This is a genomic window from Komarekiella delphini-convector SJRDD-AB1 (genome assembly GCF_014831675.1).
Taxonomy (GTDB): domain Bacteria; phylum Cyanobacteriota; class Cyanobacteriia; order Cyanobacteriales; family Nostocaceae; genus Komarekiella.
Genome location: NZ_VJXY01000021.1, coordinates 74090 through 98660 on the forward strand (window position 1 = coordinate 74090; position 24571 = coordinate 98660).

20 protein-coding genes are annotated in these 24571 nt (G+C 39.3%); all 20 read left to right on the forward strand.

Annotated elements, in window-relative coordinates:
• The first annotated feature begins 4 nt into the window (after positions 1-4).
• The 20 genes from FNW02_RS19370 to FNW02_RS19465 all read left to right on the forward strand — a co-directional run bounded on the left by FNW02_RS19370 (position 5) and on the right by FNW02_RS19465 (position 24564).
• A complete protein-coding gene (locus FNW02_RS19370; RefSeq protein ID WP_191759131.1) occupies positions 5-544 on the forward strand; it encodes an acyltransferase in 540 nt (179 codons plus the stop codon).
• Between the two features lie 228 nt (positions 545-772).
• Positions 773-1810 carry a Gfo/Idh/MocA family protein gene (locus tag FNW02_RS19375; protein ID WP_191759132.1) on the forward strand — a complete coding sequence of 346 codons (1038 nt, stop codon included), beginning with the start codon at positions 773-775 and terminating at the stop codon, positions 1808-1810.
• Positions 1807-2925: a DegT/DnrJ/EryC1/StrS family aminotransferase gene (locus tag FNW02_RS19380; protein ID WP_191759133.1), complete on the forward strand. Its 1119-nt coding sequence runs from the start codon at positions 1807-1809 to the stop codon at positions 2923-2925. Before FNW02_RS19375 ends, FNW02_RS19380 begins: the two co-directional genes overlap by 4 nt.
• Before the next feature lie 15 nt (positions 2926-2940).
• Positions 2941-3636 (forward strand): acyltransferase, encoded by a 696-nt coding sequence (locus FNW02_RS19385; protein WP_191759134.1) that lies wholly within the window; start codon positions 2941-2943, stop codon positions 3634-3636.
• Between the two features lie 5 nt (positions 3637-3641).
• Positions 3642-4616 carry an NAD-dependent epimerase/dehydratase family protein gene (locus FNW02_RS19390; protein WP_191759135.1) on the forward strand — a complete coding sequence of 325 codons (975 nt, stop codon included), beginning with the start codon at positions 3642-3644 and terminating at the stop codon, positions 4614-4616.
• Positions 4609-5829 carry a DegT/DnrJ/EryC1/StrS family aminotransferase gene (locus FNW02_RS19395; RefSeq protein ID WP_191759136.1) on the forward strand — a complete coding sequence of 407 codons (1221 nt, stop codon included), beginning with the start codon at positions 4609-4611 and terminating at the stop codon, positions 5827-5829. Before FNW02_RS19390 ends, FNW02_RS19395 begins: the two co-directional genes overlap by 8 nt.
• A gap of 145 nt (positions 5830-5974) precedes the next feature.
• Positions 5975-8995, forward strand: a complete 3021-nt coding sequence (locus tag FNW02_RS19400) for a N,N-dimethylformamidase beta subunit family domain-containing protein (RefSeq protein ID WP_191759137.1) — start codon at positions 5975-5977, stop codon at positions 8993-8995.
• 23 nt (positions 8996-9018) lie between these two features.
• Complete coding sequence (locus FNW02_RS19405) at positions 9019-10011, forward strand: hypothetical protein (RefSeq protein ID WP_191759138.1); 993 nt, start codon at positions 9019-9021, stop codon at positions 10009-10011.
• Positions 10012-10403: 392 nt separating this feature from the next.
• Positions 10404-12050 (forward strand): glycosyltransferase family 4 protein, encoded by a 1647-nt coding sequence (locus tag FNW02_RS19410; protein WP_191759190.1) that lies wholly within the window; start codon positions 10404-10406, stop codon positions 12048-12050.
• Between the two features lie 117 nt (positions 12051-12167).
• Positions 12168-13043: a hypothetical protein gene (locus FNW02_RS19415; protein ID WP_191759139.1), complete on the forward strand. Its 876-nt coding sequence runs from the start codon at positions 12168-12170 to the stop codon at positions 13041-13043.
• Complete coding sequence (locus FNW02_RS19420) at positions 13040-13891, forward strand: glycosyltransferase family 2 protein (protein ID WP_191759140.1); 852 nt, start codon at positions 13040-13042, stop codon at positions 13889-13891. Before FNW02_RS19415 ends, FNW02_RS19420 begins: the two co-directional genes overlap by 4 nt.
• 47 nt (positions 13892-13938) lie before the next feature.
• Positions 13939-14751, forward strand: coding sequence for a class I SAM-dependent methyltransferase (locus FNW02_RS19425; RefSeq protein ID WP_191759141.1), 813 nt, complete (start codon positions 13939-13941; stop codon positions 14749-14751).
• Between the two features lie 66 nt (positions 14752-14817).
• Entirely contained in the window at positions 14818-15948 is a 1131-nt protein-coding gene (locus FNW02_RS19430) for a glycosyltransferase family 1 protein (protein ID WP_225225773.1), read from the forward strand.
• Between the two features lie 38 nt (positions 15949-15986).
• Positions 15987-17204, forward strand: coding sequence for a glycosyltransferase family 4 protein (locus tag FNW02_RS19435; RefSeq protein WP_191759142.1), 1218 nt, complete (start codon positions 15987-15989; stop codon positions 17202-17204).
• Positions 17205-17379: 175 nt separating this feature from the next.
• Positions 17380-18174 carry an FkbM family methyltransferase gene (locus tag FNW02_RS19440; RefSeq protein WP_191759143.1) on the forward strand — a complete coding sequence of 265 codons (795 nt, stop codon included), beginning with the start codon at positions 17380-17382 and terminating at the stop codon, positions 18172-18174.
• 98 nt (positions 18175-18272) lie between these two features.
• Positions 18273-19103 carry a glycosyltransferase family A protein gene (locus tag FNW02_RS19445; protein ID WP_225225774.1) on the forward strand — a complete coding sequence of 277 codons (831 nt, stop codon included), beginning with the start codon at positions 18273-18275 and terminating at the stop codon, positions 19101-19103.
• Positions 19104-19113: 10 nt separating this feature from the next.
• The gene (locus FNW02_RS19450; RefSeq protein WP_191759145.1) at positions 19114-20250 is read left to right on the forward strand and encodes a glycosyltransferase family 4 protein; all 1137 of its coding nucleotides are present in this window, start codon (positions 19114-19116) and stop codon (positions 20248-20250) included.
• Between the two features lie 182 nt (positions 20251-20432).
• Complete coding sequence (locus FNW02_RS19455) at positions 20433-21812, forward strand: hypothetical protein (RefSeq protein WP_191759146.1); 1380 nt, start codon at positions 20433-20435, stop codon at positions 21810-21812.
• 56 nt (positions 21813-21868) lie between these two features.
• Positions 21869-23125 (forward strand): glycosyltransferase family 4 protein, encoded by a 1257-nt coding sequence (locus FNW02_RS19460; RefSeq protein WP_191759147.1) that lies wholly within the window; start codon positions 21869-21871, stop codon positions 23123-23125.
• Between the two features lie 464 nt (positions 23126-23589).
• Positions 23590-24564 carry a phytanoyl-CoA dioxygenase family protein gene (locus FNW02_RS19465; RefSeq protein ID WP_191759148.1) on the forward strand — a complete coding sequence of 325 codons (975 nt, stop codon included), beginning with the start codon at positions 23590-23592 and terminating at the stop codon, positions 24562-24564.
• Positions 24565-24571 lie beyond the last annotated feature (7 nt).

The following is a 24571-nucleotide window of genomic DNA, read 5'->3' on the forward strand; positions in this document are numbered from 1 at the left end:
GATTATGCCAGTAAATGATGATGTAAAAATAGGCAGTAACGTCAAGATTTTCCATCCTAATTTAGTTAACCTCTACGACTGTGAAATTGGTGATGAGACAAAGGTTGGTACCTTTGTGGAAATTCAAAAAAATGTCATTGTTGGTAGTCGGTGTAAGATTTCATCACACAGCTTTCTTTGTGAAGGCGTCATCCTTGAAGATGAAGTTTTTATTGGTCATGGAGTGATGTTTACTAATGACCTTTACCCCCATGCCGCTAATGAAGATGGTAGTTTGAAAACCGATGCCGACTGGTATGTACTCAAAACACAAGTTAAACGCTGTGCCTCTATTGGTAGCAATGCTACCATCTTGCCAGGGGTGACTATTGGAGAAAAAGCCATTATTGGGGCTGGAGCAGTAGTTACTCGTGATATCCCTGATTATGCAATTGCAGTGGGCGTACCTGCTCGTGTGATTGGCGATGTCCGCGATGAAACAAAGCTCCCACACGAAGGAACACGCAATTCAATCTTAGAAATATCAACTACTAGTTTAAGTTAAACAACTAAAGCTACTTTCCTCTCAGCCAAAGTTAGGAACCTAAGTAAAGAATAAAAGATTGGAGATTTTTAGGCCATTTCAACTCATAAGCTGACTCAATAAAAGCTTGTAAAACCTCAATTTTTTTCAGGTTAAAGCCTAATATTATTAAACTCAAAAGCTACCGTTATTTTTTGAATAGCAGCACTTTGTAGTTCACAAAAAATAGATTCTGATTAGTTAAAACCAATGGAAAGTAATATTAATATCGGTGTAATCGGTTATGGTTACTGGGGGCCAAATTTAGTCAGAAATTTCTCGGAAATTCCAGGAGCGCAGGTCAAAACAGTCAGCGATTTTAAACCAGAATTGCTCGCAAAGGTGCAGGCAAGATATCCTAAAATTAATGTGACGACAGATTGTCGAGACATATTGACAGATCCGAAGATTGATGCAGTAGCGATCGCCACACCTGTTTCTACTCACTTTGATTTGGCCTTAGCTGCATTGCAGGCTGGCAAACACGTGCTCGTAGAAAAACCCATGACCACCACCTCAGAACAGGCGATGCGCTTGATTGAAGAGGCAGAAAAACGTAATTTAGTACTAATGGTGGATCATACCTTTGTCTATACGGGTGCTGTACGCAAAATGCACGACCTGATTGCCACTAATACTTTAGGGAATGTTTACTACTACGATTCTGTACGAGTCAACTTAGGACTTTTTCAGCATGATGTGAATGTCATCTGGGATTTGGCAGTTCACGACCTCGCAATCATGAACTATGTATTGCCATTTCAACCTTATGCTGTATCCGCTACAGGCATCAGCCACATACCTGGAGAACCAGAGAATATAGCTTACTTGACCTTATTCTTTGAAAATAACTTGATTGCTCATCTTCATGTCAATTGGCTAGCACCGGTAAAAGTTCGTCGCACACTGATTGGTGGTAGCCAACGCATGATTGTTTATGACGACTTAGAACCTAGCGAAAAAGTCAAGATTTACGACAAGGGAATTACTATTAATGGCAATTCTGAAAGTGTTTACCAGATGATGATTGGTTATCGCACAGGGGATATGTGGTCGCCCAAGTTAGATATGACAGAAGCGCTGCGGACAGAAGGATTGCATTTTATTAATTGTATTCAACAAAGCGATCGCCCGCTTACCGATGGAAAGGCAGGACTGCATGTAGTGAGAATTCTAGAAGCTGCAAGCCAGTCTTTGAAGAAGCAAGGTCGATTAATTGAACTGAATATAGCAGAGGTAGCGGCATGATTCCATTTGTAGACCTCAAAGCTCAGTACTTGAGTATCAAAGATGAAATTGATAGTGCTGTTTTACAATTACTGGCAAGTACACAATTTATCTTAGGGAATGAAGTTAAATCTTTAGAAGAGGAATTTGCAGATTACTGCAATGCTGATTATGGCATAGCTGTGAATACAGGTACTAGCGCCCTCCACTTAGCGTTACTAGCTGCTGGTATCGGTGCTGGTGACGAAGTAATTACCGTACCTTTTACTTTCGTAGCTACGGTAGCAGCAATTATTTATACCGGAGCCACCCCTGTTTTTGTAGATATTGACCCTATTTCTTACACCATAGATATCAACCAAATTGAAAAAGCTATAACTGATCGTACAAAAGCCATTCTGCCTGTACATTTGTACGGTCAATCAGCAGACATGGAACCTATTCTAGAAATTGCTCGCCGTTATAATTTGACTGTAATTGAAGATGCAGCCCAAGCTCATGGGGCTGAGTACAAAGGGCAGCGGTTAGGTAGTATCGGCGACATTGGTTGTTTTAGTTTTTATCCAGGTAAGAACTTAGGAGCCTACGGTGAGGGTGGGATGGCAATTACCAACAATCCTGAATATGCCCGTACTATGCAGATGTTACGCGACTGGGGACAAGAGCGCAGATATCATCATGTTCTAAAAGGCTATAACTATCGCATGGATGGCATCCAAGGAGCGATTTTACGGGTGAAATTACGCTACATTGAAGCGTGGACAGAAGCCAGAATCACACATGCAGCTAATTACGATCAACTCCTGGCAAAATCTAGTCTGACTTTACCTAGGGTGATGCCTTATAGCCGTCACGTTTACCATGTTTATGCAGTGCGAGTGCCCGTAGGGCACGCTACGCGAACGCCACAACGAGATGCTCTGCAACAGAGCTTACAAGAGCAAGAAATTCAGACAGGTATTCATTACCCAATTCCTGTCCACCTCCAGCCAGCTTATGCTGATCTGGGTTATAAACTCGGAGACTTTCCGCACTCAGAAGCAGCATCTAGGGAAGTGTTATCTCTACCGATGTATGCAGAACTGACAACAGAAGCACAAACTCAAGTCGCAAAGGCAGTAATTGCCTCATTATGATAGCTGAGGAAATTAATGTCTGAACCAGCTATGACTAAGATCATCAAAGCTGTCCACGGCTTAAAGGAATTGCAGTTAGACCCTGACTTTGAAATTCAACTAGCAGCATATCTCAATACTCAGTATGAACTCCAACCATTAATTGAATTGTATGCACGCTTTGCCATTAGTGATGGAGAATTTGATGCGCTGATGCGACGAACCATTTGGCGTGCAGTAGCACGTAAATTCGGTCATGGAGTTCGCATTGGCAGTGGTGTAGGTTTTAAACATCCTGAAACATTTGAGATTGGGAATCAAGTATTTATTGGTTCCCAAAGCTATATTCAAGGGCGGTTCGATGGTACTTGTATTATTGGTAACAACGTTTGGATTGGCCCGCAGAGCTACTTCGATGCCCGTGATTTAATTATTGAAGATTATGTGGGATGGGGCCCAGGAGCAAAAGTACTGGGTTCCACACATACCGGATTGCCAATTGATGTTCCTATCATTCAAACAGACCTAGAGATTAAATCAGTAAAAATTGCAACCGGAGCCGATATTGGCATGAACGCAGTTATCCTGCCTGGGGTAACAATTGGTCAAGGAAGCATTGTTGGCGCTGGAGCCGTTGTCACTAAAGATGTACCAGCATTTGCGATAGCAGCTGGTGTACCCGCCAAGTTTTTACGCTGGCGGGAAGGATATGAACCATCAAATAACACTTAATAAATATGCAAAATAAACGAATTTTAATCACAGGTGGTGCAGGCTTAGTTGGCTCCCATATTGCCGATTTATTAGTCAAGGAAGAAGTTTCTGAGATTATCATTCTTGACAACTTCACTCGTGGACAACTGAAAAACCTCGCTTGGGCAAAAGAACACGGCCCTTTAGTAGTTGTAGAAGGCGATATCCGGGATCAAAAACTTCTTGGAGAAGTCATGCAAGGAGTGGATATAGTCTTTCATCAAGCAGCAATTCGGATTACTCAATGTGCTGAAGAACCGCGTTTGGCATTGGAAGTTTTGGCTGATGGTACTTTCAATGTTTTAGAAGCAGCAGTAAAAGCTGAGGTAAAAAAGGTAGTTGCTGCTTCATCAGCATCAATATACGGTATGGCGGAGGAGTTCCCCACAACTGAAGCTCACCACCCTTATAACAACCGGACAATCTACGGTGCAGCCAAGATTTTTAATGAAGGCTTATTACGTAGTTTTTATGATATGTATGGGCTGGACTATGTAGGGTTGCGCTACTTCAATGTTTACGGCCCACGTATGGATATTTACGGTGTCTACACTGAGGTGTTAATTCGTTGGATGGAGCGCATCGTCGCTGGACAACCACCCTTGATTTTTGGTGATGGTAAACAGACAATGGACTTTGTATACATCGAAGACATTGCTAGAGCCAATATCTTGGCAGCCAAAACAGATGTCACTGATGAGATTTTTAATATTGCTAGTAGTGTAGAAACCAGTTTAAATGACTTAGCCTATAGTTTGGCTAAGGTGATGGAATCAGACTTGCAACCAGAATACGGGCCAGAGCGCAAAGTCAACCCCGTGCAGCGGCGACTTGCTAATGTGAGTAAAGCTAAGAAACTGCTGGGTTTTGAAGCACAGGTGTCGTTAGAAGAAGGATTGCGTCGGTTGGTTAATTGGTGGCGCGAACAAAAGCTGACAAAGGAAGCAAGCAATGTCTGAGAAAATCCATTATGTCCCGATCGCCAAACCGTGCATGGGTGAACCCGAAGCTGAAGCAGCTAGCCGTGCTATTATGTCCGGTTGGGTTACACAAGGGCCAGAAGTTGCTGCTTTTGAGCAGGAATTTGCAGCTTATGTAGGAGCCAACTATGCTTGCGCTGTCTCCAATTGCACCACAGCATTACACTTAGCGCTGTTAGCTGTAGGTGTGCAACCTGGGGATGAAGTAATTACTGTTAGCCATTCTTATATTGCTACCGCCAACAGTATCCGTTACTGTGGGGCGATACCTGTGTTTGTGGATATTGAACCTCAAACATATAATATTAACCCTTTGTTAATTGCAGATGTGATTAGCGATTCCCTTCGGGATAGCTCCGCTTCACGCACCCGCGCCATTCTCATCGTCCACCAAATGGGGATGCCTTGCGACCTCAAAGCCATTTTAGATGTTGCCCATCAACATAATCTACCAGTAATTGAAGATGCAGCTTGTGCGATCGGCAGTGAAATTCTCTGGAATGGTGAGTGGGAGAAAATCGGCAAGCCACACGGGGATATTGCTTGTTTTTCCTTTCATCCCCGCAAAGTGATTACCACTGGTGATGGTGGAATGCTTACTACCAACAACCCCGAATGGGACAAACAATTTCGCCTCTGGCGACAACATGGGATGAGCGTTCCCGACACCGTACGTCACGGGGCAAAACAAGTAATCTTCGAGTCATACCCGATGTTGGGCTACAACTACCGGATGACTGATATCCAAGCAGCAGTTGGACGAGAGCAACTCAAACGCCTATCGGAAATTACTGAACGTCGGCGTTATTTGGCACAGCAATATCAGCAAATGCTGGCAGATGTACCAGGCTTGAAATTGCCCACAGAGCCAGATTGGGCAAAAAGTAATTGGCAAAGTTACTGTGTACGCTTACCAGAAAAATGCGACCAACGGCAAGTCATGCAAGTGATGTTAGATGCTGGGGTGGCCACAAGACGAGGAATTATGTGCGCTCACCGCGAACCTGCTTATCAAATTGAAGCTTGGTTGTGTGGGAGCAGAGAATGCCAGTGTGAAAAAGCAAATTGCGATCGCCTTTGTGAGAGTGAACAAGCCCAAGATCGTACTATCTTACTACCCTTGTTTCATCAGATGACTCAACACGAACAGGACTATGTAGTAAAAGTTTTAAAAATGGCTTGTCAGGTTTAAAGAAAATAATTCCTTTCGTAGAAATTGCTTTTAGTCAAGTTCATCAAGTATTCGTCGAGCAGCTTACTCCAAGGCTGTTCAGTGTTCCTAATTAAGGAAGTGACTTTTTATGACCCGTAGTAATTAAATTTTATAGGCAATAGCTATGACTATCCTCTTTACCAATCAAGTACCGAGCATTGCAAATTTCACTGATAGCGTTCCCTACGAATTAGGCATGAAATTCCGCAGCGCTACTGGGGGACAGATTACCGCCATTCGCTTCTGGAAAGCTCCTAGCGAGACAGGAACTCATACTGGCAAGCTTTGGACGGCAACGGGAACCCTATTGGCAAGCGTTACCTTCTCTAATGAAACAGCTTCCGGCTGGCAGGAGCAGCTTCTAGCAACACCAGTTAACATTCAAGCTAATACGACCTATGTAGTCTCCGTTAACGTAAATGCTTATTATGTCGCCACTTACGATCAACTGGGCAGCCCCATAGTTAATAGCGATCTTAGCTCAGTGGCAGACGGTAATAATGGGGTGTTTAATGGAACACCTGGAGCTTTCCCAACCGGTTCTTACCGCAATACTAACTATTTTCGTGACATCAACTTTGTTGCTGTTGCCCTGCCGACTATTACTAAAGTTAGCGGCGACAATCAGACTGGTGCAGTCGCAACTACCTTACCTAACCCCTTGGTTGTTCAGGTCAAAGCCAGTGCTGGGAATCCCCAATCTGGGGTCACGGTAAACTTTGCCGTTATCAGTGGCGGGGGGTCAGTCTCGCCCGCTAGTGCAGTAACTAATGCTAGCGGTCAGGCTAGTACTACCTTAACGCTAGGAGCTAGTCCTGGTGCAACAAGTCCTGTAACTAATAATGTAAGTGCCACGGCAAGCGGAATAGGTAGCGTTACTTTCTCAGCCACAGCTAATCCATCAGGAAACGCACAAACAGTTTTGACGACTCAAGTACCGAGCCTTGCAAATTTCACTGATAGTGTTTCCTATGAATTAGGCATGAAATTCCGCAGTACTAGAGGGGGACAGATTACCGCCATTCGCTTCTGGAAAGCCGCTAGCGAGACAGGAACTCATATCGGTAAGCTTTGGACGGCAACGGGAACCCTATTAGAAAGTGTCACTTTTACTAACGAAACTGCTTCTGGTTGGCAAGAACAGCTTCTAGAAACGCCAGTAAACATCTTATCTAATACAACTTATGTAGTCTCTGTCAACGCAAATAGCCATTATGTGGCAACCCAAGATGAATTAGCCAGTTCTATCGTTCAGGGGGATCTTAGCTCAGTCGCAGACGGCAACAATGGGGTATATAATTTAAACCCCAATTCTTTCCCAACTGGTTCTTACCGGAATACTAACTATTATCGCGATATCGCCTTTGTCGTCGGTAGTAGCTTGGTTAAAGTTAGTGGAGACAATCAGATTGGCACAACGGGATCAGCGCTGCCCAATCCCTTAGTAGTGCGAGTTGTAAACGCTCAAAATAATCCTCAGTCAGGGGTAACGGTGAACTTTGTCGTTAGTAGCGGTGGGGGGTCAGTCTCACCCGTCAGTGTAGTAACTAATGGTAGCGGTCAAGCAAGTACTACCTTGACCCTAGGGCCAGTTCCTACCGCACCCGGAGGGGTAGTAGTAACCGCGACAGCAGATGGCATCGGCAATGTCACCTTCTCTGCTTCAGCAACTCCGGCGAACCCCAATCCAATCTATTTGGAAAACCTCAATCCCGGTACAACTAACTGGAAACTTGTTAACCGTGGTAGTGGTGAGATTGCTGGCTACGCCTCAGCAACCAGTGTCAATAAAGGGGAATCGCTAGACATCAAGGTTTCTCTTGGACAAGCTGGACAGTTTACCATTGACGTATATCGCTTGGGCTACTATAGTGGCACGGGCGGCAGGCTGATGGCGAGCAGCGGCTCACTCAATGGCACAACCCAATCCGCCGCTACCTTAGACCCTGATACCCGCTTGGTCGAGTGTAACTGGACAACATCCTACGTCTTACAGGTAGGCAATAACTGGACTAGTGGTATTTATATAGCAAAGCTCACTGATCAGGCGAGTGGCAAAGTAGCGCACGTGTGGTTTGTCGTCCGTGATGATAGCAGCACTGCCGATATCTTGTTCCAGAGCGCCGTTTCTTGTGTTCTGGCTTATAACACGGTCGGAGGTCACAGCTTGTACAACTTTAACAGCAACGGCCCAAGAGCTTTCAAGGTTTCCTATGACCGGCCCATATCCCAGGCAACTTCTCAAGAGTCCTACGAGGCCGACACACCCCTGCGATGGGAATACAATATGGTGCGCTGGCTGGAATCTCAAGGTTACGATGTTACCTACACCGACAACATGCAGGTTCACACCAACGGACAAAGTTTACTCGATCACAAAGTATTCTTGTCTGTGGGTCACGATGAGTATTGGTCTAAGGAAATGTACGATGCCGTTGAGGCTGCTCGTAATGGCGGAATTAATTTGGGATTTTTCTCTGCCAATACTTGCTATTGGCGAGTAAGGTTTGAAAATTCCACTCTCGCTGCTGGGCAAGTGAAGCCCAACCGGGTGATGGCATGCTACAAACAAGATTGGGCATCAGATCCAGTCGCCCAGCAGCAAGGGCCATCAGCAGCTACTAATAAATTCCGCAGCGTTCAGAACCAAAGGCCGGAAAACGCTTTGTTAGGAGTCATGTACGGTAGCGACCTGGATCTCTACGGTGGTTTTAATTTTGTTGTTACCAACAGCAGCGATCCTTACTATGCGAATACGGGACTTCAGAATGGGGATCAGCTGGCTCTGTTAGTAGGCTATGAATGGGATTTTATTGTTAATAATGGGTCAACTCCTCCCAACCTCGTCATGTTGTCCCAGTCACCAGTCCAGCCTGCTGCCTTATTGCCAAACTTTGACGAACCGCCTGGAGAACAAGCCCTCCCTGCCAACCAGGATTTTACCAAAGCCCACTCAACTCGCTACACCGCTAGTAGTGGGGCTAAAGTCTTTGCCTCTGGCACGATTCAGTGGGCATGGGGTTTAGACAGTGCCGATGTTAGCCCAGCGCGGGAAGATCTTCGCGTCAAGCAAATAACTGTCAACATCTTAGCAGACATGGGAGCTAGACCCCAGGCACCAAATGCAAACCTGATTGTTCCCTAAAGCATCCCACAAGGAGTAAAAGAATGACACCACTGCAACGCCGACAATTTGCCAAGTTAGTAGCAGCTAGTTTCACTACCACTGTTGTTGCCGACCTCTCTAGTAAGGCGCTTGCTCAGAAGAGTGAGCCGAGCAAGGAGGTTCTTTATGGAATAAATCTCCTTAAGACATCTAATAGTCGAAACCGGGAAGACCAAACTCCGCCAGTAGAATTAAACACTGCTGATCTGACGGTAGGAAAAGTTATTTCTGCTGAACTGCTAGATCTGAAGGTTCTTTCTAAGGTGAATTTGCCAGTTCTATCTGTTGAGAATCTGTCACCTGTACCGAAAAAACCTCGGGCTTTTTTCTTACCCGACTCTGATCGAGTTACGAAAGCGATAGTGCTTGGAGATAAAACTGTTGTAATTTCTACTGTCTCTAGTACAAGAAATGGTTATTTCAGTCATCTCATATCTGCTATCGGTGGTGCTACTAACCGTCAATTCAGAGCAAAAAAAATTCTCGGCTTAGAGAAATCTAATCAGACTGTTGAAAGTTTGGTCAGCCTTCCCAATAATCAAATTCTGTGCTTGGTTGGAAATGAAGGCATCCCACCTTTTGCTTTCAAAACACTCGATTACAGAACAGGTAAAATTATTTCTAAAGATGAACTGGCCCTACCTCCACTACCACTCACTCATCGATTCGCTAACCTATGCCAAGATCAGAAGGGAAATATTTTCGCAACTGAGATTGGCTCAGAAAATGTTCCCATTTTAATCACGATGAACTTGCAGGACAAAGCCATAGTTACCGGCAAAGTCAAAATCAAGAGACTGGCCCCACTGACCGTTGAAGGACGCCCTCTGTTCAACGATGTTAAAGACTTGGGCTTCTCTGCCTCTGGGCAATTGTATGCGCTTGCTGCTGACAAGAATGGCAAAAACAATGCCTTGTTTACCGTGGACGTGAAAACTGGCAAAATGGGTCTAGTTAAGAGCTTTGTCGCGGAAAAGTTTGCGTTCTCTCTCTAATGTTACAACGAAGCTTTGAATAATCTCCTGCTGTACATTCTTCCATGTTCATGTGGAAAATAGATGAAATTCAGAAGCATCAACTTTTGAATGAGAGATGTAACTAGATGCGATCGCGCGACGGTTTTGATTCGCGCGATCGCTTTAGTAATTGCTTTTTATTAAAGGAATAAAGCGCTCAGAGAATCTAATGCTAACTATTGAGATTAATGTTATTTTTTAGATCTAATTATCGTATCAAGCTTTACTGAATATAAGCATAAAGTTCTAAAGTGTAATAATTTAAATTCTTATACTCCCAGCTTTTACGTTCTTGTATGAAGCTCATTATATATGTTCACTCAGCAATGCCGATATCCATTACAGCTAAGCAGAATTTAGCAAACAATTGTATGCAAAAAATAGCTAACCATACACTCCAAACTTTGCATAAAGAAGGCTACCACCTAATTCAAAAACGTTTCGATGTGTTCCGCAGTCTTGTTTCACAGACAAAAGACTTAGTAGAACGCAATGATTACAGTGCAGCAGCCGTATATGCGGAAATTGCCGCTTTATACGCGACTTTTCAACATTGCGGTCTTTTTGTTAGCCCAGAATTAGAGCAACTTCTGCTCACAATTGGACGAAAGGTTATACCAAACAACATTTGTTCTTCCAATTCAACTGCTTTATTACCTGGAACACCAAATAGAGTACTGCATATCGCTACCCATCTTCCACCCATTGGTGGACATGCCAAAATGCTTTATCGTTGGATTCAGCAGGATAGTGAGCGGATACACTCCATTGCTATCACTCGACAGGGACTAGATGATGTGCCCAGTTTTCTGAAAGAAGTTGTAAATAATAGTCAAGGCAAGATATATTCATTAAGTGAAAGCATTGGCAGCATTATTTCTTGGGCAAAACGACTCCGAGAAATTGCCACATCAGCAGACTTGGTTGTACTACATACCCACCAAGAAGATGTTATTCCTATTATTGCCTTTGCTAATAGGGAGCAATCTCCACCAATTATCTACGTAAATCAAGCCGATCAATGCTTTTGGCTAGGATATAGTATTAGTGATGTTGTGGCTAATCTCCGCGAATCTGGTCAACGTCTCTCACAAGAGCGCAGAGGTATTGCAGTGGAGCGTAACTTACTACTTCCTATTATTTTAAATTCTATTCAGAGAAAGCTTTCTCGCACAGATGCAAAACAGCAGCTTGGTCTTGCTGAAGACAGCATTGTAGTGCTTACCATAGCTAGAGCACTTAAGTACAAAACAACAGATGGAATCAGTTATGCTGATGTACATCTTCCTGTGCTGCAAAAATACAAGCAAGTGATTGTGATTGCCATTGGTGCAGGTAACAACGACGAAGATTGGTCGGTAGCCATTGAGCAAACACAAGGAAGAATCAGAGCACTGAATGAGCGTCAAGATACCAGTATTTTTTATCAGGCTGCTGATATCTATGTTGACACGTTTCCCTTTGTCTCGAATACATCACTGTTGGAGGCTGGAAGCTATGGTTTGCCTTTGGTGAGCCGCTATCCATTTTCCGATGTATGTAGCATAATTGGCGCTGATTCGCCAGGACTGACTGGCAATCTTATCTATGCACGGGATCTTGAAGAGTACACAGCAATCTTGTCAAATTTAATTGAAGATCTGGAATTCAGGCTATCTGTTGGTGAAGCAACCAGAACAGACATAACAGAGATACACATGGGCATAAACTGGCAACAGTCCCTAGAAGATATGTACTTCCGTGCTGCCACTCTGCCTCGCGTATCTATGATGCCCACAACAGATCAGATGTCTAGCAATGAGCCGGACACCCTATTAACCCGTATTTTTTGCCAAAAAGACATTGATCTTGACAGGATAATTCAAAGCCGTATGAGGAAGATGCCATTCAATTACCGTTTGCACAACTTAATAAAGCTGATAAAAATACATGGTTTTAGTCGCTTTGACTCGTTTAAATGGTTTACCTTATTGCTACCTGAGTGGTTTTACTCTCGGATGAAAAACTTGTTGTTTTGAGCTTAATATTAAGCAGTAATATCAATTTTAGATTGATACTCAAAAACTTACAATTTTTCACATAATATAAAAACTGATAATTTAAACACAGTTAGTTTAGTTGATATATAAACTATTATGAAAATTGAGAAAATTATTACTCTGGCTAATAATAAGGTAAGACTGCGCTTTCTCGCAATGGAGCGTTCCTTACGTGCAACAGGTTGCCAACTGCCCCTTTTGGTAATTCCGTATGATGACAAGCTTTTCGATCTGCCAAATGGATCTACCTGGTGGGAAGTACCTGAAATTACGAGTTGGTTAAAAAGTGAAAAATCTCATTCGGTGATGCGAAAATATCAGTGTTTAACAGTAGCAAATTACCAGTTTGTAGATGCGGATGTATGTTTTTTAAAGAATCCAGAAGAAATATTAAAGCCTTATTCTGGCTTCATTACTTCTTGTGGACATTGGCATAATCCAGAACAGACAATAACACAAGAATCAAGAGAAATAATTACAAAAAAAAGCACTATTTGGCAGAAGAATGTATTTAATACCGGGCAATTTGCTTGCGATCGCACAATTTTTGAAATTGAACAACTGAAGTACACAGCGATGCGACCAGATTTTGTAAATACCTGTATTCGAGATCGTTTTCACGAACAACCCGGTCTTAACTTGCTTGTATTTGCATCTGGAGTAAAAGTTACAAATTTAACATTACCTCCCTTGAGCATGGAATCAACATGGGCGGGAGACTATCCAGATGAATTTGAACATTATTGGAGTGAAACATCACGCCAACCTTATTTAATTCACTGGGCAGGTATACGTATGGATGTACCTCGACCAATTCATCAAATTTTCTATAACTTTCTCACTCATGTAGAGAAAGCTGAATGGGATGAACAGGTTAGACAGTGGAGTTTGTCATATCAAAGAAATAATCGATCCGTAAGAGGAATAGCTCGTCGATTTAAACGCGCCTTTCAAACTGTTGTACAACAATGAAATTTAGTCCTTTATTTACAGTTATTATTCCAACTTATAATCGTAATGATTTGCTAGCAAAATGTTTGGATTGCCTAGTACCTGGAATTCAGACTTTACCAAAGGAGCAGTACGAGGTAATTGTGACAGATGATAGTCCTGAAACAACTGCTGAGGAGATGATTCAGCAACGCTATCCTTGGGCAAAATGGGTGGCGGGGCCGCACAAAGGGCCAGCTGCTAATCGTAATAATGGAGCAAGCTATGCTCAAGGAGAATGGCTGGCTTTCACAGATGATGACTGCTTGCCAGATCCTCAATGGTTAGAAGGGTATGCTCAAGCTCAAATTAATCAACCCTCTACTCTAGTTTTTGAGGGGAGAACTTATGTTGATCGTCCCAAAAATACTTTAGGTGAAACATCGCCTATTAATGAGTCAGGAGGATTTCTATGGTCATGTAACTTTGCTATTCAACGCCAACTTTTTGAGTCTTTAGGTGGTTTTGACGAGCGATTTCCCTACGCTGCTATGGAAGATGTAGATCTGAGACTAAGACTCATGAAAATGGGAAACAATTTTTTATTTATTCAATCTGCTTCTGTATGTCATCCGTGGAGATACAATGGAGGCTGGAAAAAGCTGAGACAGCATCAAGAATCAACAATAATTTACTTATCCATTCATCCAGAAGAATTAGCCACAATCAACTATAAAACTTACCTTATTTATACTCTGCGTGGTTTTATTAAAACTACAATTCCAGGATTATTAAAATTTAGATACTCTGGCTTTAAAGAAGCTTTCTTAGAGCATATATCATTTTTATATATGGCTTTAAAATTATATTTCATATTTAATTTTAGATAAATATGAAATATAACTTTTAAAAAAATTAATTTTGTATAAATCCAACTATGAAAAAAATTACACCAGAATTAACTTGGCATGAGAGTTGGCAATCTAGCTATCAATACGATCTGTTAGAAATCTATAAAGAAACGTCTTTTCCTAGATATCTTGGATATGTCTATGCCTATGCTTATCGTCGTAAGCATATATTAGATTTAATAAAAAAAGTTGCCAAGCCGGGAGCAAAAGTCTTAGACGTAGCTGCTGCTCAAGGAAACTTTAGTTTATCTTTGGCAGAAATAGGCTATGAAGTTACTTGGAATGATATGCGTGAGGAGTTAGCAGATTATGTCAAACTGAAATGGGAATATGGGAATATTAATTACATAGCGGGAGATGTATTTACACTTGGTTTTGACTCAGAGTTTGATGTTGTATTAATTGCTGAAATTATTGAACACGTTGCTCATCCTGATGAGTTTATAAAGAATATTGCCAAGATGGTTAAGCCTGGTGGACATATTGTTATGAGTACTCCTAATGGAGAGTATTTTCAAAATAATTTGCCTAAGTTTTCTGAATGCTCTGATCCCAGCCAGTTTGAAGTAATACAATTCCAGCCTAACTCAGATGGTCACATTTTTTTATTACATCTAGATGAAGTTGAATCTTTAGCTCAGCAAACTAATTTATCTATTGTGGAAACTCGGCTTTTTAGTAATACATTAACAAATGGCTATTTAAAGTTAGGAACTTTACTTGACTTACTGCCTAGTAATTGGATTGATAATTTAGAAAATTTTACTAACAAAACACCTTTATTTCTACAAAGGAAACTTCATACTAGTATGGTTGTTTTATTTTCTCGTTGTAATTAACTTATTAAATTCATCAAAAACCTAATAATTCTACTATGTTGAAATAATAACAATTTAAAAAAGTACGTGAAGCTAAAAAATAATTCTATTCAAGTTATTCAAATTGTTCCCCAACTACCGCCATCAATCAATGGGTTAGGCGACTATGCACTAAATTTGGCTCGTCAGTTGCGGAAACAGTACAATATCGAAACGCGGTTTATCGTAGGCGATCGCAACTGGCAAGGAGCTACTGAAATTGAAGATTTTCCGATACAACAAGTAACGGCTGATTCTGCGGAAGCATTGTTCTCTATTCTATCATTTGACAAGAACCAGTCAGTCTCAGTCTTACTACATTATGTAGGTTATGGTTATGCCGAAAGAGGCTGCCCAGTTTGGCTAGTTAAAGGTTTAAAACGCTGGAAAGCTAACAGTGCTGACTCATGCTTGGTAACAATGTTTCATGAAGTTTATGCTTATGGATATCCAATATGGACTAGTTCTTTCTGGTTATCACCTTTACAAAAACAATTGGCCGAGCACTTAGTGAATATGAGCGATCGCTGCATCACCAGTAAGCAGAGTTATGCTGAAATTCTGTACAAAATGAGTCGAAATAAAACTCAAATTACTCATCTACCTGTTTTTTCCAATATTGGGGAACCAGAGTGTAACCCACCTATAATAGAACGTACTCGACGACTAGTTTTATTTGGACATAAAAACAGTAAATTGCAAGTTTATCAGCAAGGCCGTCAAGCTTTGGAACTAGCTTGCAAAACTTTGGATATTAAAGAAATATACGATATTGGTACTCCTACTGGGTTACAAATATCTGAAATTAATGGCATTGTTGTTATGGAAACAGGAGTCATTAAAACAGTAGAAATTAGCAAAATAATGCTAGATTCTATTGCCGGGTTTTTAAATTTTCCTCCACCTGCATATCTAGCAAAATCAACTATTTTTGCGGCTTTCTGTGCCCATAGGCTAATTCCTTGTATGGTTACTCATAACGCAATGTTAACAGATGGTCTTCAAAGCGGTAAGCATTACTGGTCTGCTAGCGATAAAAACAGCCAGTTATCTCTAGAATTAGGACAAGTAATTGCTAACAATGCCTATACTTGGTATCAAACCCATAACCTATCTGCACAAGCAAAAATTTTTATTAATCACCTTAATTATTCAAATTCAATAATTATGAAAAATTAAGTTGAGAGTCGTTAGAGATTATTCTAACCTTAGTCAATATGAATACACGTAAGTATAGAGTCTTGGTTGTTACTGCAAATCCTGTGCAGTATTCAACCCCAATTTTTCAGTTAATGGCACAAAATCCCAGGCTAGATATCCTAGTAGCTTATTGTAGTTTGCAAGGTGCTGAATCTGGGTTTGACTCTGAGTTTGGTCTAGAAGTCCAATGGGATATTCCATTATTAGATGGCTATCCTTGGATTCAACTCTCCAATCAATCTCCTCAACCCAGGTTAGGTAAGTTCTTCGGTCTAATTAATTTAGAGTTATGGAAGCAAGTCCGCACTGGGAAGTTTGACGCTGTAATAGCATACACAGGCTATGCATATGCTAGTTTCTGGATTTTAGTAGCGGCTGCAAAAGCTAGTGGAACTGCGTTGTTATTTAGTACAGATGCTCACGATTTGACTCCTCGCAACGGCTCAGCTTGGAAAGTCCATCTGAAGAAGTTGTTATTGCCTTGGATCTTTGGCTTAGCAGATACCGTCATTGTCCCCTCGTCGCCAGGTGTGAAGTTTGTCAGTACTTTAGGAATTCCTGAGCAACGGATAGTATTGACACCTTTTGTTGTTAATAATGAGTGGTGGCTAGCTCATGCAAAGCAGGTGAATCGAGCCGCAGTACGACAACGGTGGCAGATTCCAGAGGATTCGCTAGTTGTCCTTTTCTGCGCCAAACTCCAACCCTGGAAGCGCCCACAAGATGCTCTACGAGCATTTGTCAAAGCTAATGTGCCAGATAGCTATCTCGTATTTGCTGGTGAAGGGCCATTGCGATCGCAACTTGAAGTTGAAGCTAAAGCTTTAGGAATAGTAGAACGAGTTAGGTTTCTGGGTTTTGTCAATCAATCGCAATTACCTTCAGTTTATTGCTCTGCTGATTTATTCGTTTTTCCATCAGAACATGAACCCTTCGGTGTTGTTGTCAATGAAGCAATGCTGTGTGGTTGTCCTGTAGTAGTAAGCGATCGCGTAGGCGCTCGCTACGATCTGGTTCAAGAGGGCAAAACTGGATTTGTTTATCCCTGCGGTGATATAGATGCTTTAGCACAAATCTTACAGACAGTCTTAGGCAATCAAGAACTTTTACACAAAATGGTTGCTGCTACTACTAAGCGGATGGAATCTTGGTCTGTGCGGGAGAACGTGGAAGCTTTAGTACAGGCTTTAGAAAAAGCTATTGTATACAAGTCTGAAAAAATTTCAGATAGATAAGAAATCAGATCTGAAATGTAGGAGAAGGATAGAAAACACCAGACAATGCCTATATCTTTTTATTCAGCAATAATATTCCTTTAACATAGATGATTAATATTTATTAAACTAGTCTTATTTCATAATATACATTGGTCAAAATAAAGTTTAGAAAATGATTTTTGAGGTAAATAGAATGGATTTATTTAAGCAATTGCATATAATGATTTCTCAAATGGGATTTTGGGCGGTTATAACTTATTATATGCAAAAAAAGTTTTTTGACCTATTGGAAAATAAATTTGAATTTTCTGCAAAAAATAAGTATATTCTTTTACACGTGAAAGGTTTTAAACATCCTATTTGGGCTAGATACGGAACAAGTGACTCTCAAGCATTTCATCAAATTTTTATTCGACAAGAATATTCTTCTTTAAGTGATTTAAAGTCTCCTAGTCTGATAGTAGACTGTGGTACCAATGTGGGTTATTCCGCCATTTATTTTCTCAATAAATATCCAAATGCCCATTTGACTGCTGTTGAGCCAGATGTTAATAACTTTAAAGTTTGTGAAAGGAACCTCTTAGCTTATAACAGTCGCGTTTCATTGCTTAATTCAGCTATTTGGTCTAATCAGGCAGGACTTATAATTTGTAAAGGTCAGTATAGGGATGGTCTTGAGTGGTCTACGCAAGTACGAGAAATTCAAGGAGACGAAGAACCAGATATATATGCGATAGATATCAGTAGCTTATTAGAAAAATCAGGTTTTGAAAGTATTGACATCCTTAAAATTGATGTAGAAAGAGCAGAAATTGAGATTTTCTCACGTAATTATCAGAATTGGCTTAATAAAGTCAAAAACATTATTATTGAACTGCATGATGAAGAATGTGAAAAAATATTTTTTGAGGCTTTGTCTATGTATAAATATGATTTATCCAGAGATGGTGATTTGACAGTATGTAAAAATATTTCATTCAAATCATAGCTAGGCTTTAACGTCACAAATTTTATTTGCATATTTCATTTACGGTGTGCTGCTAGCTAATTGCTTGCATTTTTTATATTTTACGCAAGAATTGACAAATGAAAAACAAATGTTCCACAACAGTATTAATACTGACCTGCAATCGAAGTAACTATTTGTCAAAAGCATTAGCTTCAGTATACGCTCAGACATACAAAGACTACAAAATTGTTATTTCAGATTGCTCAGATGATCTACAGGAACGGGGAAAAATCAAAGAAATTGTAAATGAATATAAAACTTCTTTTCCTAACAAAGAACTATTATTTATCCAACAACTTTCTCGTCTTCCTCAAGCATTACATTTAGAATTAGTAATGAAAGAGGTTTCAACTCCATATGTTGGATTATTAGATGATGACGATATATGGCAGTCTCATCATTTAGAGAGATCAATTGAATATTTAGATAACCATGAAAATATTGGAATTACTATTAGTAATGGTATCTCAATTAACGAAGAAGGGGAAATTATTGGATTTACAAATTCATTAGATCATGAACCTCCAAATTGGACAAATCGTAAGGAATGTTTTAATTTATTGATGAAAACCTACTATGGGTCTACAAGTGGCTATATTTTTAGGATAAAAGCTATTCAAAACCATAAATTTTACAATACTCCTTGTGTAGATGTACATTTAGCAATTACGATTATTTGCAATAATTTTGATGTCAAATTTTTTAAAGAAGCAAGCTATTTTTACCTAGTTCATAAATCATCTTATTATGGGCATAACCCTTTTAAGTATAAAATTCATAGACACACTTTACGTTTATGGTTATTCAAAAATCAAGGGCTGCAAATAATAACCAAGTATCCTAATTTTACGTTGCTTTTTTTTAAAAGTATTTTTGAATTAGCAATTCTCAGATATAAAAAACTATAGAAAAATCCATATGAAAATTTTGTTGTATTCTTCAGTATTCTGGCCATCTTTAGGTGGAATAGAAACTATTACTGCTACACTTGCCGAGAATATTGCTCAATTGGGACATGAATGTATAGTTGTCACTGAAACACCTTCAAACAGAGAAGAACCACGTCGTAGCTATCAGGTAGTTCGGCAACCAACATTTCAAGAGCGGTTGAGTCTTACTCGTGAATGCTCTTTAGTACACTCCAACGGAGCAAGCGTTGCAATGTACCCCTTTGCACGATTAGCAAATAAACCCTTTATATGGACGCATAACGGATATCAAGTTTCTTGTGTGGATGGCTTAGGCTGGTTTGATGGTGAACCAACTCCTATGACTCCTACAGCATCTTTAAGCTATTATCTGCGAAAAAAAGGTTTTATTTATTTTTTGAAAGAATCTTTAAAACTGGCTATCAGGAGATATGTTGCAGAAAATGTGGATTTGAATATTGCTGCTACTCATTGGGTTGCTAAAAGACAACCCTTAAGGAACCAAATTGTTGCATACACACCTTATCCCATTTCTCAATTTAAACAGGTAAAGCAAGTTTACCCAAGAAAATATGACTTTATATATGTTGGTCGATTAGTAAGTGAAAAAGGGCTTCCAGAACTTATACAAGCCTTTTATGCTTTAGTTTCAATATCTGATTATCAAAATATTAATCTAGCGATAGTAGGTGATGGCAATATGAGGAAGTCATTAGAAAAAATGGTTACAGATTTACAACTATCTGATAAGGTACATTTTTTAGGTTCCAAACATGGTACTGAATTGATGGAGGTGATAAGTCAAGCTGCAATTGGTGTTGTTCCCTCTGCCTGGGAAGAACCAATGGGAGGAGTATCTTTGGAGCTTTTAGCAGCGGGTAAAATTGTTATAACATCTGAGTTTGGTGGACATGCAGAATGCATAGGTGATGCCGGACTGAAATTTAAAAATAGAGATTATCAATCTTTATTTGAGTGTATGAATAATTTAATAAATAACCAAAATCTAGGTAAGAAGCTATTAAATAATTCTTCTAAGATAATAGAAAAGTTTGATGATATAAAGTTAACTACAAAATATATTGAAATTTATGAAAAAATTCTTAATCGCAAGTATGTAAAATGAACTGTACATAATGAATTAAGTATTCTATTGATATATGTTAAGGATAAATTCTAATTTTATGCAAATAAATTACTATTTTAATTAGATACTATAGAAAATAGTCAAATTGCATTTATATAGTCATTTAAATCAAGCCATTGATTGTTAAATATACTTAGCACCTTAAAGAGGATAATGGTTTAATGCAGCAGCCGCTCATTGCTTTAATAGCTGTGATAGTTTTAATCGGTATAGTTTGGTTATCTGCTCTCAATTGGCGACTTACTGTTAAAGTTACATTAATTATTGTCATTTTTGAAGGCGTGCTGCGAAAGTGGGTACTACCACAAGCTACTGAACAGATTTACTTTCTCAAAGACTTACTCCTTTTAGTAGCTTATTTAAGCTATTATTTTAGTCCGGAACCAAAATACCCATTTAAATGGAGTATTTTCAATATTGTTTTAATTATGGTATTAAGCTGGTCTGTATTTCAAGCTTTTAATCCCAGCTTAGGCTCACCAATAATTGGTATTTTTGGGCTTAAAGCCTATTTCTTTTATGTACCCTTAATGTGGATATTACCCAGCTTATTTCAGTCGGAAGAAGAACTATACAAATTTTTACGGAACTATTTGTTACTAGCAATTCCAGTCTGCCTTTTAGCTACAGTTCAATACTTCAGTCCACCATCAAGTCCAATTAACATTTATGCAGGCGGGAAAGGAGCAGATGCCCTTGCTGGTGGTGCTGTTAGGGTTACTGGTACTTTCCCCTACATTGCTGGTTATTCTACTTATCTGTCGTTTTGTTTCAGTATACTAATCCCTTTGTTAACTCTGCCACAAAAACCACTCTGGCGTTTGCTGACATTGATAGAAGCGTTTTTAGTTGTTGCTACTTCCTTTATGACAGGCGCTCGTGGTTTACTTGCGTTTGAAGTTTTGTTTTTACTGGGATATGTATGTATCTTGAGTTTTACACATTTGTCGGAATTTATCCGTTCTGTTAAGTCATTATTAATACCAATTATATTGATATCAGCTTTAGTGCCTAGATTCTTCGGTAAGGCAATAGAAACATTTTCCTCGCGCCTAAATGATGAAGGCGCTCAGCAAGAGTTTTCTAGCCGCGCTTTGTCTTCTTTTTCAACACCTGATAAAGCAATGCAAGAAAAGGGACTTGATGGCTATGGCATAGGAGCAACTCATCAAGGATCTGGTGCTTTGCGTAACGCTTTCAAACTACCGATTGGTGAGCCTCCTCCTGTAGGAGAAAAAGATGCAGAGAGGGTTTTAATAGAACTAGGGCCATTTGGGTTACTACTATGGTACGGACTACGCTTAATTATACTTTTTTCCACTTTTCAAGTTTTACTGAAGCTAAAAAATCCCTTTCTACAACAGTTAGGGACTGCCTCTTTATTGTTTCAAGCTATTAACTTCCCTGCTCAACTTGCCTTTAACAATACTTATGCAATTTACTACTGGTTCTTAACTGGTTTTATGCTCTTACTTCCAGAATTGGAATATAGAGAGTTTTTCTACTCCAAATACTGGACACAGCAACAACAAGATATCTAACTAATATAAAGTCTTTCAATAATTTTAACTCTTTAGATAATAGAGGAAGCAATAGGATGTCTAAACAAAGTGTTTCATTGGCTCATCAAATTAATCCTTCCTTTGCTCGGAACGCTGCCTTAGCTTTAGCAGAGGCTAATTTATTGAAAGAGGTAATTACCCCGATCGCCTATGATCCAGAAGCACCTATATGGAAGTCTTTAAGTTTGCTGCCTAAAAATCTAAAAACTACTATCGCTAATGAGTTGAGCAGACGGACTTGGATTTCTCCTAATGGTATACCAATTCAAACATATCCGTGGAAAGAAATCATCCGCATATTTTTATCTCTGACTAAGCTAACACCTAGATTAGGTTTCAGCGACATGCAGTTAGTGGATTGGGTATATGTATCTCTTGATCGCCAAATAGCCAAACACCACCTTGACGGCTTAGATGCAATCTACACCTATGAGGATCTGGCTGCAAACACCTTTGTCAAAGCTAAACAGCAAGGCATTCTTTGTTTGTACGATCTGCCTATTCCCTTTTATAAAATGACTCATCGCATTATGCGGCAAGAAGCTGAGTTATTTCCGACTTTAGCCACAGCAGTTCAGACTATTCAAGATCCTACATGGAAACTTGAGCGCAAAGACCAAGAAATCAAACTAGCAGATCATATCTTTGTCGCTTCTTCAGTAACAAAACAGTCATTGCTAGAAATTGATGTAGAACCAGAAAAAATCACTGTCATTCCCTATGGCGCACCTGTAGACATATTTCAACCCCAACCAAAAACTAGCGATCGCTTCCGTGCTATGTTTGTTGGTCGTCTTTCTCCCCGCAAAGGAGTTCATTACCTCATGCAAGCTTGGCAAGAATTAAAACTAAGCTATGCAGAGTTGGTATTAGTCGGGACTAACCTCTTCCCTTCAGGCTGGCTAGAACAGTACAAAGACATTTACCGTCATATCCCTTCTGTACCTCATCTCCTCCTCAATCAGTATTACAGTAGCGCTAGCGTTTTAGTTTTCCCTTCTTTGGTAGAAGGCTTTGGTTTGGTGATATTGGAAGCAATGGCCTGTGGAATTCCTGTGATTACTACACCTAACACAGGCGGATTAGATGTCTTAACTGACGGTGTAGAAGGATTTATAGTGCCTATCAGAGATGTAGAAACGCTTAAGGAAAAACTGGAGTGGTGCTACTCTCATCCTCAAGAATTAGCAGAAATGGGACGAGCAGCTAGACGCAAAGCTGAACAGTACAATTGGAGCTTATATCGTCAAACATTAACTAGTAAGGTCAAAGATATTTTAAATCACAGTTAAAGTTTATAAAAAGATTATGAAATGAACATGTTTCATTCCCTATGTGTAAAATAATAAACTAACTAAATTAATATTAAAAATATGCTCGCAAATAACAACAGCGGTTAAAAACCTTAAATAGCGAATACAAAGTAATTACAAAAAGTTCGGTTAGATTTTTGCAATCCGACCGAACAGATAAAAAACTTCGATACTCATTTAAAATGTCAAATATGTTTTATTTGATGGCTTGTTTTTGTTAAAAATTAAGCCCCGATTAAGCTTGTTTTGTTTTGTTTTGTTTTGTTTTGTTAATATTATATGTTGTATGACTTTTAGAGTCTAAGTGTAAGCTTAAAAAGTTTATAAATTAAACAAAACTGAGATTTCAAAATATCTAGTATAGTATTATTTTATTAATAGTAAAAAAATAATATTAGTCAAGTTTTTTATGTAATATTATATCCATTACACCATGAAAAAGTATGTTTAATTTATCATTTTTAAATAGCAGTACCAGTCAAATAGTTAGTGACTTAAAAATTAAGGGATATTTTATTTTTGACCAAGCTTTAACTGAACAGTGTGTAGAAGAACTACTTAAAGAAGTAGATTTCGATAATATATTGGTTAATATCAATGATGTTGGTACAGTTATTGCTTACAATCAGAGATTTTTAACTCATTGTTTGGCTAATTCAAAAAAATCTTTCGACATCATCACTTCCCAAAAGGTTTTAGATATTTGCAAAGAATACTTTAATGACAGATATAAACTTACAAATCATAGAATTTATCAAACCAGTAAAGTAGGAAACATGCCTTGGCATACTGATAACAATCTTCAAATTGGTAAAAAACTAGCAAGCAAGCATAATATGCCAGGTTTATTGTTTTTATTTTATCTGTCTGACGTAACCAAAAATGCTTTTCAGTTAGTCAAAGATTCTCATCTATGGTCGCCTCAATTCGATCACGAAATTTACTTGACTGAAAGTTTTATCGACAGTAAATATAAAAAAGATATATTAACATTTTCTATGAAGAAAGGAAGTCTGATTTTATGTGATATCCACGCAGTTCATCGAGCTGAACCTTTTCAAGATAAAACATATACTAGGAGAACATTACTCTTTCAAATCGATCAAGTTGGTAATGAATATATAGGTCATGGCGAAAAAAATATAGTAAATACAGAGTATCTAGATAATCTAAATCCAGAGATTATGGAATACCTGGGATTTGGTTTCAAAAGAAATTATCCTGCATTTCCTAGCACTTCAGTTGCCACTATGACACCTGAAGAGATATTAAGCTTACAAAAGCAATTGCTACCTCAAATATTAAACGCTTTTACGAAAAAGGTAGTAACAACTCTGATACCTAGTACAATGGTGCTTAATATAAAGCGCATGTTATGGCAGTTCAAAACTCACAGAAAAACACCTAAAAATAATTGAGATGTTT

Excerpts from the sequence above, each read along its gene's own strand:
- FNW02_RS19400 (WP_191759137.1), top strand. The coding sequence starts at position 5,975 with ATGACTATCCTCTTTACCAATCAAGTACCGAGCATTGCAAATTTCACT.
- FNW02_RS19465 (WP_191759148.1), top strand. The coding sequence starts at position 23,590 with ATGTTTAATTTATCATTTTTAAATAGCAGTACCAGTCAAATAGTTAGT.
- FNW02_RS19455 (WP_191759146.1), top strand. The coding sequence starts at position 20,433 with ATGCAGCAGCCGCTCATTGCTTTAATAGCTGTGATAGTTTTAATCGGT.
- FNW02_RS19405 (WP_191759138.1), top strand. The coding sequence starts at position 9,019 with ATGACACCACTGCAACGCCGACAATTTGCCAAGTTAGTAGCAGCTAGT.
- FNW02_RS19380 (WP_191759133.1), top strand. The coding sequence starts at position 1,807 with ATGATTCCATTTGTAGACCTCAAAGCTCAGTACTTGAGTATCAAAGAT.
- FNW02_RS19370 (WP_191759131.1), top strand. The coding sequence starts at position 5 with ATGCCAGTAAATGATGATGTAAAAATAGGCAGTAACGTCAAGATTTTC.
- FNW02_RS19450 (WP_191759145.1), top strand. The coding sequence starts at position 19,114 with ATGAAAATTTTGTTGTATTCTTCAGTATTCTGGCCATCTTTAGGTGGA.
- FNW02_RS19415 (WP_191759139.1), top strand. The coding sequence starts at position 12,168 with ATGAAAATTGAGAAAATTATTACTCTGGCTAATAATAAGGTAAGACTG.
- FNW02_RS19395 (WP_191759136.1), top strand. The coding sequence starts at position 4,609 with ATGTCTGAGAAAATCCATTATGTCCCGATCGCCAAACCGTGCATGGGT.
- FNW02_RS19385 (WP_191759134.1), top strand. The coding sequence starts at position 2,941 with ATGTCTGAACCAGCTATGACTAAGATCATCAAAGCTGTCCACGGCTTA.
- FNW02_RS19460 (WP_191759147.1), top strand. The coding sequence starts at position 21,869 with ATGTCTAAACAAAGTGTTTCATTGGCTCATCAAATTAATCCTTCCTTT.
- FNW02_RS19375 (WP_191759132.1), top strand. The coding sequence starts at position 773 with ATGGAAAGTAATATTAATATCGGTGTAATCGGTTATGGTTACTGGGGG.
- FNW02_RS19390 (WP_191759135.1), top strand. The coding sequence starts at position 3,642 with ATGCAAAATAAACGAATTTTAATCACAGGTGGTGCAGGCTTAGTTGGC.
- FNW02_RS19445 (WP_225225774.1), top strand. The coding sequence starts at position 18,273 with ATGAAAAACAAATGTTCCACAACAGTATTAATACTGACCTGCAATCGA.
- FNW02_RS19420 (WP_191759140.1), top strand. The coding sequence starts at position 13,040 with ATGAAATTTAGTCCTTTATTTACAGTTATTATTCCAACTTATAATCGT.
- FNW02_RS19425 (WP_191759141.1), top strand. The coding sequence starts at position 13,939 with ATGAAAAAAATTACACCAGAATTAACTTGGCATGAGAGTTGGCAATCT.
- FNW02_RS19435 (WP_191759142.1), top strand. The coding sequence starts at position 15,987 with ATGAATACACGTAAGTATAGAGTCTTGGTTGTTACTGCAAATCCTGTG.
- FNW02_RS19440 (WP_191759143.1), top strand. The coding sequence starts at position 17,380 with ATGGATTTATTTAAGCAATTGCATATAATGATTTCTCAAATGGGATTT.
- FNW02_RS19410 (WP_191759190.1), top strand. The coding sequence starts at position 10,404 with ATGCAAAAAATAGCTAACCATACACTCCAAACTTTGCATAAAGAAGGC.